We start from the raw sequence: 14,707 nt of genomic DNA on the forward strand, positions 1-14,707 counted from the left end.
AACGGCGCAGCATTCGAGGACATATGGCACCGAAATTTGGCACCAGCGGCCTGCGCGGCCTCGTCACCGAACTGACCGACGCGCTGGTCACCGATTACACCCGCGCTTTCATTTCGGCCTGCCCGCAGGGCAAAGCCGTTCATGTCGGCTGGGACCTGCGCCCCTCCTCCCCCGCAATCGCCGAGACCGTCATCGCCGCGATCCGCGCCGCTGGCCTCACCGCCATTCGCGAAGGCGCGCTTCCCACGCCCGCTCTGGCGCTTGCCTCGATGGGGGCGGGAAATTCGGCGATCATGGTCACCGGCAGCCACATTCCCGCCGATCGCAACGGGCTGAAATTCTATGTCCCGCATGGCGAGATCGCGAAGGCGGACGAGGCCGCGATCCTCGACCGGCTCGGTCAGGACCATCCCGCAGCCGAAAAACCGGGACCCGAAATCCCGGGGACGGACAGCGCGGCACGCTACATCGCGCGCTATGTCGACGGGTTCGGGGTGGAGGCCCTCGATGGCCTGCGCATCGGCGTCTATCAGCACAGTTCGGTCGCGCGCGACATCCTCGTCACCGCGGTGGAGGCGATGGGCGCGACGGCTGTGCCGCTCGCACGTTCTGACGTTTTCATCCCCGTCGACACCGAGGCGGTCGATCCCGATACCCGCAAAACCCTGCAAGGATGGTGCGCCGAACACCAGCTCGATGCGGTGATTTCGACCGATGGCGATGCCGATCGCCCGATGCTGAGCGACGAGACCGGCACGCTGATCCCCGGCGACGTGCTGGGCGCGCTGACCGCGCGGCTGCTCGGGACGAAAATCCTCTGCACGCCGGTCTCCGCCAATACGATGGTCGATGCGATGCCCGATTTCGACAGGATCCATCGCACGAAGATCGGCTCGCCCTTCGTGATCGCCGCGATGGAGGCGGCGCGCGATGCCGATCCCTCCGCGAAGATCGTGGGGTATGAGCCCAATGGCGGCTTCCTCCTGGGTTTCACCGCGACGGGCCCTGCGGGGCCGATTGCGCCGCTCGCGACGCGCGATTGCCTGCTGCCGATCATCGCTTCGCTCGTCGCGGCGAAACAGGTCGGCACCGCCCTCAGCGGCCTTGTCGCCCAGCTTCCCGCCCGTTTCACGGCGGCCGACCGGGTCGCCGAAGTCCCGACGGACCGCTCGCGCGCCTTCATCGACCACCTTGCCGACGACCCAACCGCCCGGGCAGAATTCTTCAGCGATTTCGCCCCGGCCGAACAGATCGACCGCACCGATGGGCTGCGCCTGACCTTCCCCTCGGGAGAGATCGTCCATCTACGCCCCTCGGGCAACGCCCCCGAATGCCGTTGCTATGCCGAAGCCGCAACATCGGAGCGCGCGCAGACCCTCGTGGCGCGCTACCTTGCGGCGCTGCGAACCGAACTCACCTAGCCCGAGACGTCGAACATACCGTCGGTGAACAGGCCGAGATCGGCATCGATGAACTCGACCGTGACGCCCTGATCGGTGAAGGTCACGCCGGAGCCCGCCTCGACCATATGGCTGCGGGCTTCGGTGGCAGAGCTGTAGTTGAAGCCATCGAAACTCAGCCGATCCCAGGGTTCGATGTCGATAATGACATGGTGCCCGTCCTCATCCGCGCGGAAAACGAACTGATCCGCCATCGCACCGCCCTGCAGCAGATTGTACCCCTCGCCGCCATCCAGCTGATCCTCGAAGCCGAAAGAGCGGAACCAATCGATCTGCGGCTGCGACGTCTGGGTTATCATCTCTGGGCTTTGCGCAAATGAGGCGACCACTTTCTCGCGGGTGTAGCCTCCGCTGTCGAGCTGATCGACCCACCATGTCAGCCCCTCGCTATCCGGCGCGCGCCCCAAGACGTTCTGATAGAGAAGCGAGACGAAACCCGCATCGTCGAGATTGCCATAGGTCGACGTGAATTCGGGCGAATTTACGAAGCCGGAGACGACGTCGAGGAACTCCATCCCGTCCGCCTGCATCTCGCTCCAATACATCATCCCGCCAAGGTTCGGCTCGCGCCCCAGCGTCGCCTGATACAGACGAAACACGTCATCGGTAAAATCCGTCTGCGCGCTGGCATGGCTCAGCATGAGCGTGTCGATCTCTGTAGAATCCCGAAATTCCGGGCTTTCCGAAAATCCCAAAACAATCTCCTCCCGACTTTTTACCCCCTGATCCAGCTGGTCGAGCCAATAGGTCAGCCCCCCGTCATCGGGGTCACGATCCAGCACGTTCTGGTAAAGCAGCGTCAGGAACTCCGAGTCGCTCGTCTCCGCGTAGTTCGACTGGAATTCCGGCGAGTTGATGAACCGATCCGCAACCTCCTGCAGTTCGACCGCGCCGCTCGATAGAAGGTCTGTCCAATAGTGCAGACCGTTCTCATCCGGCGCCCGATCCAGCGTCGCCTGATAGACCCGGAACACCTGTGCGGCGAACGGATCGTAGCTGCGATCAATCTGCCCGCCATTGAGCAGATCGTCCCCCGCCATGCCTTGCAGGATATCCGACCCGTCATTGCCGACGAGCAGATCATCGCCGCCGCGCCCGTCGATCAGGTCGCCCTGCGCGGTACCTTCCTTGTGGATATCGCCGACCTCGAGCGGGTTGATCGCGGTATGCCACAGATCGCGCAGGTCCGAGGTTTCGAAATCCGCGGCGCTCAGGCTTGAGCCGTCCGCGGTATTCACGATCACCCGCTCATCGCCGATCCGGATATCCGCCCCCGTCGCGGTCGGGGCGATGTCCAAAGCCTCCTTGGTGTAGAACCACGCCATGCTCGAGAGGTCGAGCCGATCGATGCCGGGCTCGTAATCCATGATGAAATCGGTGCGCCCGTCCGCGTCGAGCACGAACACATCCTGCCCCTCGCCGCCCCAGAGGGAATCCGCGCCAGCGCCGTCTTGCAGAATGTCCGCCCCCGCCCCGCCACGGATTTGGTCATCGCCAGCGCCACCGGAAATCTGATCGTTCTCGACGCCTCCGTCTACGCTATCGCCACCATCGCCAAGCTTTAGCGCCAGACCGGCAGGGCCCAACTCCACCTTGATATGGCTGATCCCCATACCCTGATCGCTCACGCTCGCGGGCACGTCGCCCGCCACGAAAATATCGAGCCCGGTCGCATCGGCGATCATCGCCGCCGCAGCCGGATCAGAAAGCGCGGTCTCTAGCCCGTCCGCCAGCGTCCCGATCTGGACCAGTTTGCCGCCGGGCAGCAGCGTAAGCAGGCTGACGCCGTCATCGGCGCCTCCGGCCAGCACATAGACCTGATCGCCCATCGTCACGGTTTCGAGCGTCGTCATGCCGTCGAACCGCGTGCCCAGATCGTCATTGATCTGATCGGTGACCTCCATCCGCCCGCCCGGACCAAGCGCCACGACAGAGATCGAGCTTGTTCCCGCGGCCCCCAAAAGCGCGTAGGCCTGTCCGCCCACCTGGATCGTCTCGATCGAATTCGGTGCGTTGATGAAGAGGCCGTCGCGCGCATCGATCTGACTGGCGATTTGCAGCTGTCCCTGCGTATCGAGCGCGAGCGTAGTCAGCGAATTATCCGTCACCGAAGCCGCAAGGACGTACTGCGCGCCCTCAATCTCGACCGTGGCGAGCGCATGGACGTCATTCTCTGACCAGACCTCGCCCGCGATGCCCTGCGCGATCTCGGTGATCCGGCCTCCGGCCCCCATCTGCCAGACATGCAGCCCGCTGCCATGCGACAGGGCCCCGACGAAAAAGCTCTGCGCGTCGAGTTGCAGCGGCGCGATCGCAAGCACCGCACCCGGCGCAACCGCGCCCGGCAGCGTGAACACATCGCTGATTCCGCCGTCATTCTGGTTCAGCCAGACCGCTTGAAACGCACCCGAAGCCACTCCAGTCACCATCAAGGCCGGGCTGCCGTCGATCGAAATCTCGGTCAGCGTCCCGGCTGCATCCAGCCCCGCACTCTCGCTAAGATAAGCCAAATCGCTCGAATTCAGCCGCGCAGTCAGCGGGATCTGCGAGATACCGCCCGGCGCATTCGAAATCGAATAGAGCGTCGGCCCCGCCTCACCCCGCACGAGAAGCAGGTCGGTGATCGACGTCAAGAAATTATCCGCGCCATTCGTAACAGTCGCGACCGGCACCAATTGAGGCATAGTCACCTCCGCTTTCCATGTTCACACTGTCTCAAATGTGAGGCGTGGCTGGGCACGGAGCGCGGAGGAAAAGCGGCCCGAAAAGGGCTTTCTCTCAATATTTTAATAGAATGCGACGGCTCACAGCGCCCAGCTCAAAGCATGTTGCGTTCGTGGCAGGCAATCGCGGCGTTGAGATCGTCGAAAAACTCAAGCCGCCCACGCTCCAGCACCGCGCCGCAATCGCAAATCTCGCGCAACTGGTTCATCGAGTGGCTGACCACAACCGCCCCGGCATCTTTCAGCCGGTCGCGAAACAGGGCTGCGCTCTTCTCGCGAAACGCGGCATCGCCGACCGCCGTAATCTCGTCGACGAGATAGGTGTCGAAGCTGATCGCCATCGACGCCGCAAACGCCAATCGCGCGCGCATCCCGGAAGAATAGCTGCGGAGCGGCATCCGGAAATGCGCCCCAAGCTCGGCGATCGCCTCTACGAAAGCCACCATCTCATCGGTGTCCACACCGTAGATACGCGCAATGAAGCGGCAATTCTGCGCGCCCGTCAGATCATTGTGAAACGACCCTGCGAAGCCCACCGGGAACGACACGCTGCCCCGCGTGATCACCCGCCCCCGATCGGGCCGCGCGGTGCCTGCGATCATCTGCAGCAGCGTCGACTTTCCAGCCCCGTTTCTTCCCAGCAACGCGACGGATCGCCCGCTTGGAAAGCTCGTGCAGATATCGCGCGCCACGACCTTCTCGCCACCGGGAACGCGGAAACTCTTGCTGAGATTTTGCAGCCGGATCATCGCCGTTACCGACGGTCCCGGATCGCGTAGCCTACCAGGATGCCAATCGCCCAAAGCAAAACGAGGCTACCCGCGATCAGCGCCAGAAGCGTCTCCCGCCGGGGATATTCGGCACTTTCGGCAAGGGTCGGCGCCATGAAGGTCGCGAGAAAGCGGCTTTTCCGGCGCGCCTCGGCCTCCGCAGCGTCATAGCTTGCGCGGGTCGCCGCATAAGCACGCTCTGCGAATTCGCGCTCCGCCATAAGCCGCTCGTATTCGCCCACGATGCTCGCAAAAGCCTCTTCCTGGGAGCCGCCATCGATCCCGAGCTTGCGTCGCTCTGCCCCGATTCTGTCCTCGATCACCGCAAGCCGCCGCTCCGCCTGTTTCAACCGCGGGTCCGTCCCGCTGCGCACCGTGCCGCGCAGCAGATCACTCTCGATCATCACCTGCGCTTGCTGTTCGAGCAGCGACCCCAGCACCCCCGCCTGACTCTGCAAATCCATCTCCGGACTGATCAGTTGGTGGCGATTGCGGAAAGTGGTGAGCGCCGTTCGCGCCGTCGTCAGACGCGCCTCGGCGCGCCGCAACTCTCCGCACGCATGGCGAATCGCATCCTCGCGCGCCGCGTTGCTGAGCCGGTTAATCATCGCAGAGCTTTGTGCCATCAAGGTCTGCGCGATCCGCTGTGCCGCGACGGGATCGAAAGCGCGCACCTCGATGTCGAGAAGTCCCGCGCCCGCCCCGTGCCACACATGAACCATGCGGTTCCAATAGGCGACAAGCTCCTCGAGAGTGGCGTCGCCAGGAAGCCCGAAGACCGGATCGGATCGGTCGCGCGACCAGATGGCCCTCAGATCGAGCGCGTCGTCGATCTGCGAAACAAGGCTCGGACTTTGAATGAATTCATAGAGAATGTCGGTGTCGCTCGAAGACGCGCCCGACAGACTGGACAGACCGCCGAAAAGATCGAGCGCCGGCGCCATTTCCTCCCGCTGCACCGTGAAGCCGACGCGTGAAACGAACTGATCCGCCGCCTGCGCGTAAAGATAATAGGCCGCCACCAGAACCGGCGCGATCACCAGCGCCAGGAAGCTTAACGCCACAGTCTGGTGCCGCCGCCGCCAGCGCGCCTTGCGTGCGGGGGGCGCGTATGCGCTCGGCATCGGCCGGAGCGGTACTGGCACTTCGCGCAACCCAGCCCCCTTTGCGAGGACGGGCGTGGCCTGCGCAGGCTCGTTAACCGCGTGTTTCACAATTGGCTCCACTATCGGTCGCGTCAGGATCCAGTGAACACGATCCGAATTGAAAACCGGTAAATGAGGCTCGAAATGTTCTCCTCCCGCGCGGCGCGCATCCCTGCCCGGTCCTTCCCGGCGCTCCGCGCCATCGGCGCGCTCATTCTGCGCGAGATGTCGGCAAGCTACGGTCGCTCCCCGGGGGGGTATCTTTGGGCGTTGCTCGAGCCGATCGGCGGCGTCGCATTGTTGACGCTGTTCTTTTCGCTGACCTTTCACGCCCCGCCGCTCGGGGCCAGCTTCGCCCTTTTCTACGCGACGGGGTTACTGCCTTTCATGCTGTTTTCAGACGTTCAGTCGAAGGTCGCCAATGCACTCACCTACTCCCGCGCGCTCCTCGCTTATCCCACTGTAAGCTTTGTCGATGCGCTCATCGCACGGCTCGCTCTGAATGCCGTGACGAAACTTGTTGTTACTTACCTCGTCCTTCACGGGTGCCTCCTGATTTTCGACACCCGCGCGAGCCCGGATCCGCTGCGTATCTTCGAAGCAGCGGGGCTCGCCGTACTGCTGTCCTTCGGGATCGGCACCCTGAACTGTTACCTCTTTCTACGCGCACCGGTCTGGCAGCAGATATGGTCGATCCTGATGCGACCGATGTTCCTGATTTCCGGAGTCTTTTTTCTCACCGACCAGTTGCCGCGCTGGGCCGCGGATACCCTTTGGTTTAATCCCCTGGTCCATGTGATCGGCTATCTTCGGCGCGGCTTTTTCCCGACCTATCAGCCCGACTATCTCTCTGCGTTCTACGTAATCTGCGTGTCGCTCGTGGCCTTGGCCCTTGGCCTTTTGGCCCTCAGGACGAGCTACCGGGATCTCCTCGCAAGGTGAACGATCCGGGCCGCGGTGTTTGATCTCGCGGCGCGCCAAGGAGCGCGGTCCGCCACCGATGAGAACGGTCCTCGCGCAGAAGGACACCGAGCCGCTCCGCTATAGACGCGTCGAGTGCACCGAGCTCGGCCCCCTCGGACAACGGCTTTGAAAGAAGCCCTCCCGCGAACGCGCGCAATTCATCGAGATCATCGAGCGGCGCCGGGCCGCGCTCGATTTCAGGATGATACGGATATGGCGCCGTCCAGAGCGGGTCGTCGAATATTTGCTCTGCTTGTACGGCGGGTAAGACGCGCTCGAGCTCTCGACGATGGCTCTGTGCAAGCCGCTGCAGTGTCTCGACGTGACGTGGCGCGATCGCCCACGCGCGGCGCAACATGGGGCCGTTCGCCATTTGCCGTTGCAATACGAACTCGATCTCCGCGCGATGACTATCCGGCCGAAAACGGCGATTGCGCAGCAAAAAACCAAACTGTGCTGCGCTGCCCGTGCTGTGGCATGGTCCGATTGCGTTGCCCGGCGTTCCCAGCAAAGCGTCGGCGAAGGTGACCACATCCTGCTTTGCTGGCGCGACTTGCAGTCTTACGTTGGGAATGCGCGCCCAGGCTGCGAGATCTCCGCCAAAGCTGAACGGGACACGGCGGGACGAAAGCCAATCGTCGAAGCGGGGCCGGCTCCAGACACCCCATTGCCAGAACGCCGCGTTCATCCACGTTAGGGGCGGACGCAGAAAGGCCAGCACGGCCACGGGCGGATGGCCGAAGTCAGAAAGTAGCCGCGTGAAGAAATCGGGCCGACGAATCCAGCCCTCATTCGAGAAGAACGGGATATAGCCGCGCCGCCGCGCGCGTGCGATCTCGCGCAAGACGAAATCGCCGAGAGATTTCGCCGCGACCTCCCGGCCGGGATCGGGCATCGAGACATAGCCATAGGGAGACAACGCGGCAGCGCGGCGCACGGCCCAGCCACGCAACGGCATGAGTTTGCCGCCCACCCCCACCGCGCCGATATAGCGCACACGCAAACCGGCGCGCGACGGCCGGTCCGGTTCCGCGCTCCATGCTGCTTGAAGAGCCGAACTGCCGCCTTTCGGGGCGCCTATATGGAAGATCGCATGACTGTCTTCGAACGTCATGCCACCCACCTCTGCATAGCGGGCGCCCCGAGGAGACGATCGATGTCTATATCCGATGGCCACCGTGGCACCGGCAAGACGCCCCCCTGTGCGCCTGCCGCTCTGACCGCTTCAGCTTGAGCGCCGAGGTCGAAACAATACACGGGAAGGCCGGTGGCGAGCGCCTCATGCGTGGTGAAGGAAAAGGTCTCCGGCCAGAGCGATGGGATCAGCCATCGGTCAATTCCGTAGCGCGCGATCAGAATCTGTAAATCTAGGGGCTCAAACGGGCCGTGCACGTGGTTCGGCGCGCTCAAATGAAACCGCGGATCGAGATTTCCCAACAGGACCAGACGCGCGCGGCCGTCCGCAGCGAAGGCCTCCCCCAAGGCCTCGACAACCGCTGCGCCTTTGTGGACGCTGATATGACCAAGCACGCCAAGAACAGAGCCCGCGTTGCGGGACCCCTCCTGGTGTCCCGGAGGCGGACGGATGAGAACAGCAGGCCGGGCCACATGATGCGGTTTGCAGTCGAGCTTCTGCGCAACGTCGGGGCGGGCCGAGGCCACAATCTCTGCGGAGCTGCGGGAGAAAACCTGCAATCGCGTTGCGCTGGTCAGTGCCGCGCCCCACGCGCTTTCCCAATCCGACAGATCGTCGGTTGAAGAGCGCTGAGACGGCTTTCGAGACTTGGCCCGAGGGCCGATGTACTCGGGGATCTCGCGCAAGCTGTTTGGCGCACGCAGGAGTGTGTAGGCTTCGTTTAGGGGCAAGTAGTCATGAAACAGGATATCGAGCTGCTGCCCCGCGGATAGGTCCGTCAGCAGCGCAGGAACCTCAAGTGGGTCCGGATGTCCGACGCCGCAGGAATAGATGACGTGGCGATCCGGAAGAAGCTTCAGCAACGATAGGACCACCGCACGATTCGGTGTCTCGATCGTGCTCAGGCCGAGCGGGTCGTGAAGCTCGATAGACCAGCGCGCGGCACCGCCGACGCGAAGAACGATGCCCCGCCGCCCGGCGCGAAGCTCCGAGGCGACCTCTTTGCGCAACCACATCTCCGCACCGCCGCCGAGGGAATGTCCGAGCCAGATCTTGATCGGCTCGGCTTGCAGCGCGCTCGCTCGGGCCAGGGCGAGCGCGAAACGCGGGGCCGCGAGCGGATCGCTGGCAAGGAAACGATCGACGGCGCGCGGATAGCTTGGATAGCGCCTCTCGATCTTCGCCTGATTGGCCTCCAGAAGCTTTCGCCGCTGCGCCGCGCCGAAGGAGGCGCTACCGCGATGCTCAACGAAGAGCGAGCCGATCCCGATATGCCGCCCCCCGAGCCGTCCTACCTTCTGACACCAATCCGTCTCCTCCCCGTAGCCGCGCCCGAACGCCGGGTCGAATCGCGGGAGCTTGGTAAGAAAGCGCGGCGCGAGCGCCATGCAAAAGCCGATCCCGGTCGGCAGCTCGGCGCGCGCCTGCACCGGGTTCATGCGCGCGGCGATGGCGTCGATCTGATCGACGGCACCGGGCGGCAGATCGCTCCGCGCTCCGGCTGTCGGCACGGACAATATCTGCGCGTCATTCGACATCGGCGTGACGCTTGCGACCTGCGGATCGGAAAGCGGAGCCACAAGCCGCGACGCCCAGCCTGCAGGCACGAGGGCATCGGAATTCAGCAAGACCACGGGGCGCTCCGGATAGCGCCTGAGCGCCACCTCGAACCCGCGATTGACCGACGCGACAAAGCCGAGATTTGCGTCATTTTCCAGAAGCGTCACATTGGCCCGGCCAGCACACCAATCGCGCAGAAACGGCCGCATCTCGGGATCGGTCGAGCGATCCTCGATCACAATCAGATGCCAGTCGAGATCGGTGTGCTGCACGACGCGGGCGAGCGCCTCGCGCAGCAGCGCCCGCGCATTGAACACGGGCACCACGATTACGATCGCGGGGAACGTGGACGGCTCAGTCGGCGCCGTGGCGCGGAGCAGGTCGGGCGGCAGGGTCACGCCCCGCGACTGCCCCACGAAACCGAGCGCGGATTTCACGCGAACCCCCGCGGCACTGTCGCCGTGGTGTCGCCAGCGCCAGATATCGCGGGCATGACGGGCGATTCGCCACAGGAACACCGGGGCAAGACGCAGCTGCCCCCATGCGAGGCGAACCCTGCCGATCGGCGGCAAAACCCAGCTTTCCTCACCCTGCCCATCGGCATCCGTATCGGGAATGGCCAGTTCCACCTTGCCGGGCCAGAAAGGCACGTCGAAGGCAAACTTCGCCGGCCCCGACGCATCAGGCTCGAGCGCGCAGCGCTGCGCCACGCCCCCCAGGCGTAAAATCACCTCGCGCGCATCGATTCGCCCTTCGAGGCGGAGACGGTTGCCGCGGAAATCGTAGCGCGTGAAATGTACCCGCCGTGCCGCCGCGCGCGGCCCCAGATCCCGCACCCTTCGCGAAATCCGGAGATTCGCATCCACATATCGCTGAAAGACCCGGAAAATTCTGCCAAGCACGACGGTTCCTCGCGACAGCGCCCAAAACCGGCGTCAGAGGACGCCACATCGGGAACGTTACGCGAACGAACGTAAATTTTCAGGAAACGGCTGGCAGGGGCAGAGGGACTCGAACCCACGACCCTCGGTTTTGGAGACCGATGCTCTACCAACTGAGCTATACCCCTAGGCCGTGGCGTGGGTGCTAAAGTCTCACGCGACCGAAATCAAGTGCCTTTCCACCTATCTTTCGCATTTCCCCGCCGAAGAAATCGCAGTGGAACGCATGCCGGGTGCAGATCGTTTTTCTTCCGAACCTGCGCAAGCTGCGCCTTAGGAAAGGAAAGCAAATGACCAAGGTTACCGAAGCCCGCATTCTGATCATGGCTACCGACGGTTTCGAGCAAGCCGAATTGACCGTTCCGCGCGACAAGCTGACCGAGGCTGGCGCGCAAATCGACCTCGCCTCGCTCGATGGCGAAGACATTCGCGGCTGGGACGAGACCGACTGGGGCGAGACCGTTTCGGTGCAGTGCAAGATCTCGGACGTCGTCGCCTCCAACTACGATGCGATCGTACTCCCCGGCGGTCAGATCAACCCCGACCTACTTCGCGTCGAAAAAAGCGCGCTGGATCTCCTGCGCAGCTTCTACGACCAAGGCAAGGTCGTCGCCGCGATCTGCCACGCGCCGTGGCTCCTGATCGAGGCCGGCATCGCCAAGGGGCGCAAAATGACCTCGTATCACTCGGTCCGCACCGATGTCGAAAACGCCGGTGGCGACTGGGTGAACGAATCCGTGGTTTCCGACAACGGCGTCGTCACGTCGCGCAACCCGAACGATCTGGACGATTTCGTCGCCAAGATCATCGAAGAGATTCAGGAAGGCCGCCACATGCGCGACGCTGCCTGATCTCGAGAGACTACCGCTTCCTGCGCTTCGAATAGAGGCGCAGGAAGCCCATTACGATCAACTGCGCGGCGACGATCACCACGCAGACAATTACCAGATAATTAAACGCATTGTCGGAGTTCAGCCCCGGCATCCCGCCGAGATTGACCCCGAACAGGCCGGTAAGAAACCCGAGCGGCAGGAAGATCGTGGAGACGACCGACAGCACGAAGGTGTTGCGGTTGACCCGGTCCGAGAGTTGGCTCGACAGTTCTTCGCGAAGCACCTGCGCCTGATCGCGCAGCTCGTCCATATCTTCCGAAATCCGCGTCATCTTCAGCGCTTCTTCCTCGATCTCGCGCCGCGTGACCTCGTCGATGATCGGGCTCTCCGCCTGTGTCAGGCGGATCAACGCCTCGCGTTGCGGCGCGAGGTACCGCCGTGCCGCGATCACCTGCAGCCGCAAGTCCAGAACGTCGCGACGCATGTGATCGGCCTGCCCGCCATAGACCTGGTCTTCCAACGCCTCGGCGCGCTCGTCCAACTCGGTCTGGAACACCCCGATATTGCCGACGATATCCTCGGTCAGTCGCACGAGGAAGGTTCCCGCATCGCTGGGCCCTTTGCCGTCGCGGATCGCCGCGTTCATCCCTTCGATCGCGCGCACCCGCTTGCGCGAAATCGTCAAGATACGCTGCCGGTCGAGATACATCCGCAGCGAGACCATATCTTCGGGGTCTTCGCCCTCGTTGAAGTTGATCGCGCGCAGGATCACCAGAAGCCCCTCGCCGATCTGGCTCATCCGCGGGCGCGTATCGACATCCAGCAACGCCTCCACCGCCTGCGGGTCGAGGTAATCCAGCTCCTCGCGAATCCAGCGTTGCGCCTGCGGGTGCGTCCCATCCAGATGCGCCCAGGCGAGCCGCTCGTCCCGCAACGCCTCGACGATGTCGGCAGGCCCGTCGGGATCGGGCGCACCCGTCAGGATATGCGAGAAGAGGATCGGGCTGTTGGTCATCCGGGCTCCGGGAGAATTCGTCGCGTTGCCCAGAGCCTAGCGTCGTTGCGCGCAGCGGCAAGCCTCTCGCTCAAGGCGCGTATTCGGCCAGCGCCGCCACATTCCCCGCCTCCAGCGCGGGCAACGCCCTCTGGATCGCCTCCACCGGCCAGTCCCACCACGCCAGATCGAGCAATCGTGCAATCTCATCGGGGCTGAACCGGGACCGCACCACGCGCGCCGGATTGCCCGCGACGATGGCAAAGGGCGGCACATCCTGCGCGACAACCGAGCCAGCCGCCACGATCGCCCCGGCCCCGATACGCACACCGGGCATCACCATCGCATTGAAGCCGAGCCAGACATCCGGCCCGATCACGGTGTCGCCGATCGCGGCATTCTCCTCGAGATATTTCCCCGCCGTCTCCATGTCGAAGATCCGGAACGGATAGGTCGTGATCCCGCCCATCGGGTGATTGGCCGAGGCCGTGATGAAGCGCACCCCATGCGCGATCTGCGCGAAAGCCCCGATCACCAGCCGCTCGGGACAGCCGGGATAGAGGTAAGGCGCAAGCTCCGCCGCCGCGTCCGTCACAGGGGCAAGCGGGCTGTAATAGGCATAGCGACCGACCTCGATATTTGGATGATCGATCACCGCCTGCAGGAACACGGTGGGTTCATGCGGGGTGCCATCGGGCAGCAGGACAGGATTGCGGGTATCGGGCGCAGGAAAGCGCCGCGGCAGCGGATGAGCAGACATGGGGAGACCTCTCTCGATCAGAGTTTCAGGGAAACGGGATCAGAAAAGGGTCTTGTCCATCGGAGCCTCCATTAGCTCAATCAAAGCTAAAGAGAAATCAGCGGACGTGCAAGCTTGGAGAGGCCCAAATCGCCTATAGGACGCAGCATTCGCGTATAAACCCGAGCGAAACCACAGCTCAATAGATGGGGATCAAAGTAGAGAAACCTTGAAAATCCGTTCGCATTCGATAAAGCTTCGAAAAAGCTGCAGGGCAGCGAACGATCAACGCGAGGTGCCTTTTTGACTGTTAAATTTCCAGCGAAAATTGGAAGAAAGCTTTCTCGTATCAGCAATCGCTTCGCCCCCGGGCAATCTCCTGGATTTCTTATCATTGGCGCACAGAAAGCCGGAACGACAACCTTGTTCAACTTATTGAACGAACACCCGCAGCTGCAAGGATCAGAAATCAAAGAGATCGGACATTTCTCTCAAGACATCGACCTGGGAGCGACTCAAAAAGATTACGAAAATAATTTTCGATCCATGAGCCTTCGTCGACGAATATTCTACGAGGCAACGCCTGCATATCTTGCGCGTCCCGGCGTCGCCGCGAAAATACACGATTACTACCCTTCTATGAAAATGATATGCCTTCTTCGCGAACCAGTAAGTAGAGCCTTTTCCGCCTACAATATGTACGCACGGATGCTATCGAACGGTTATCTCGAACGGATATGGAAGGCGAAAGGAAGGCCAGCAAACAATCGGATAGATGCGCTCCGCAATTCACAAGGAAAAACCGCGTCCTTCCGCAACGCATTAGAGCTGGAACTCGATATGATGAATCTTCCCTCACCCCCGGTAGAGCCTTCTCTCATCCGGCGAGGGTTTTATTTAGAGCAGCTAGAACCTTTTTGGAAACAATTTGGAGAAGACAACATACTGATCATCGGGTTTTCTGATTTGAAAAAACAAAAAGGTGCGGTTCTAAAAAATATAACTAACTTTCTAGAAATAGAAAGCTTTAAAAACACCCCTGAGCTACCGTGGCATAACAGGGGAGAGTACCCTGAAACCATAAAAACATCTGATCGAGAATTCCTTGAAGAGATTTATCGCGAACCCAATGAGCGACTCTTCGAGAAAATTGGTAAAATCAACTGGTGATCAATCCGACACCAAGGCCAATATTACGAATATTCATATTTATTCTTTAGGCTCAACTCGAAAACCAAGCAAAAGGGCCGCCCAACCGGGCGGCCCTTCGCAATTCGCTATGATCCGAGGATCAAGCGATGATTTTGGAGACGACGCCGGCGCCGACGGTGCGGCCACCTTCGCGGATTGCGAAGCGCAGACCGTCTTCCATCGCGATCGGAGCGATCAGTTCAACTTCGAACTTCAGGTTGTCGCCCGGCATGACCATCTCGGTGCCCTCGGG

11 protein-coding genes, 1 tRNA gene and 1 pseudogene are annotated in these 14,707 nt (G+C 62.2%); 4 read left to right on the forward strand and 9 right to left on the reverse strand.

What is annotated here, in order from left to right:
* The first annotated feature begins 23 nt into the window (after nucleotides 1-23).
* Nucleotides 24-1,421, forward strand: coding sequence for a phosphomannomutase (locus F8R15_RS19000; RefSeq protein ID WP_152845643.1), 1,398 nt, complete (start codon nucleotides 24-26; stop codon nucleotides 1,419-1,421).
* On the opposite strand, the gene F8R15_RS19005 is transcribed toward F8R15_RS19000, so the two are convergent.
* The 3 genes from F8R15_RS19005 to F8R15_RS19015 form a co-directional block, all read right to left on the reverse strand.
* Entirely contained in the window at nucleotides 1,418-4,144 is a 2,727-nt protein-coding gene (locus F8R15_RS19005; protein WP_152845644.1) for a DUF4214 domain-containing protein, read from the reverse strand. The genes F8R15_RS19000 and F8R15_RS19005 overlap by 4 nt on opposite strands.
* A gap of 134 nt (nucleotides 4,145-4,278) precedes the next feature.
* Entirely contained in the window at nucleotides 4,279-4,932 is a 654-nt protein-coding gene (locus tag F8R15_RS19010) for an ABC transporter ATP-binding protein (RefSeq protein ID WP_152845645.1), read from the reverse strand.
* A 5-nt stretch (nucleotides 4,933-4,937) separates the two neighbouring features.
* Entirely contained in the window at nucleotides 4,938-6,167 is a 1,230-nt protein-coding gene (locus F8R15_RS19015; protein ID WP_152845646.1) for a hypothetical protein, read from the reverse strand.
* Nucleotides 6,168-6,242: 75 nt separating this feature from the next.
* On the opposite strand from F8R15_RS19015, the gene F8R15_RS19020 reads away from it, so the two are divergent.
* Nucleotides 6,243-7,040, forward strand: coding sequence for an ABC transporter permease (locus tag F8R15_RS19020; protein ID WP_172976266.1), 798 nt, complete (start codon nucleotides 6,243-6,245; stop codon nucleotides 7,038-7,040).
* Here the strand turns inward: F8R15_RS19020 and F8R15_RS19025 are convergent.
* The 3 genes from F8R15_RS19025 to F8R15_RS19035 all read right to left on the reverse strand — a co-directional run bounded on the left by F8R15_RS19025 (nucleotide 7,006) and on the right by F8R15_RS19035 (nucleotide 10,825).
* Nucleotides 7,006-8,175, reverse strand: coding sequence for a hypothetical protein (locus F8R15_RS19025; RefSeq protein WP_152845648.1), 1,170 nt, complete (start codon nucleotides 8,173-8,175; stop codon nucleotides 7,006-7,008). The genes F8R15_RS19020 and F8R15_RS19025 overlap by 35 nt on opposite strands.
* Entirely contained in the window at nucleotides 8,172-10,658 is a 2,487-nt protein-coding gene (locus tag F8R15_RS19030; protein WP_172976267.1) for a glycosyltransferase, read from the reverse strand. The genes F8R15_RS19025 and F8R15_RS19030 overlap by 4 nt, the downstream gene beginning before the upstream one ends.
* Before the next feature lie 91 nt (nucleotides 10,659-10,749).
* Nucleotides 10,750-10,825: transfer RNA gene (locus F8R15_RS19035), tRNA-Trp, on the reverse strand.
* 162 nt (nucleotides 10,826-10,987) lie between these two features.
* Between F8R15_RS19035 and F8R15_RS19040 the strand changes: the two genes are divergently transcribed.
* Nucleotides 10,988-11,548 (forward strand): DJ-1/PfpI/YhbO family deglycase/protease, encoded by a 561-nt coding sequence (locus tag F8R15_RS19040; protein ID WP_152845650.1) that lies wholly within the window; start codon nucleotides 10,988-10,990, stop codon nucleotides 11,546-11,548.
* Between the two features lie 10 nt (nucleotides 11,549-11,558).
* Here the strand turns inward: F8R15_RS19040 and F8R15_RS19045 are convergent, their stop codons facing one another.
* Both F8R15_RS19045 and F8R15_RS19050 read right to left on the reverse strand, forming a co-directional pair.
* Nucleotides 11,559-12,545, reverse strand: a complete 987-nt coding sequence (locus tag F8R15_RS19045; RefSeq protein WP_152845651.1) for a zinc transporter ZntB — start codon at nucleotides 12,543-12,545, stop codon at nucleotides 11,559-11,561.
* Nucleotides 12,546-12,615: 70 nt separating this feature from the next.
* A complete protein-coding gene (locus tag F8R15_RS19050; protein ID WP_152845652.1) occupies nucleotides 12,616-13,284 on the reverse strand; it encodes a CatB-related O-acetyltransferase in 669 nt (222 codons plus the stop codon).
* A gap of 282 nt (nucleotides 13,285-13,566) precedes the next feature.
* Here F8R15_RS19050 and F8R15_RS19055 point away from each other — a divergent pair, with 282 nt between their 5' ends.
* Nucleotides 13,567-14,433 (forward strand): sulfotransferase, encoded by an 867-nt coding sequence (locus tag F8R15_RS19055; RefSeq protein ID WP_172976268.1) that lies wholly within the window; start codon nucleotides 13,567-13,569, stop codon nucleotides 14,431-14,433.
* Nucleotides 14,434-14,554: 121 nt separating this feature from the next.
* On the opposite strand, the pseudogene tuf reads toward F8R15_RS19055, so the two are convergent.
* A pseudogene (tuf, locus tag F8R15_RS19060) lies at nucleotides 14,555-14,707 on the reverse strand (elongation factor Tu); the annotation flags it as partial.

Source organism: Thioclava sp. JE_KL1 (genome assembly GCF_009296265.1).
Classification (GTDB): Bacteria; Pseudomonadota; Alphaproteobacteria; order Rhodobacterales; family Rhodobacteraceae; genus Thioclava.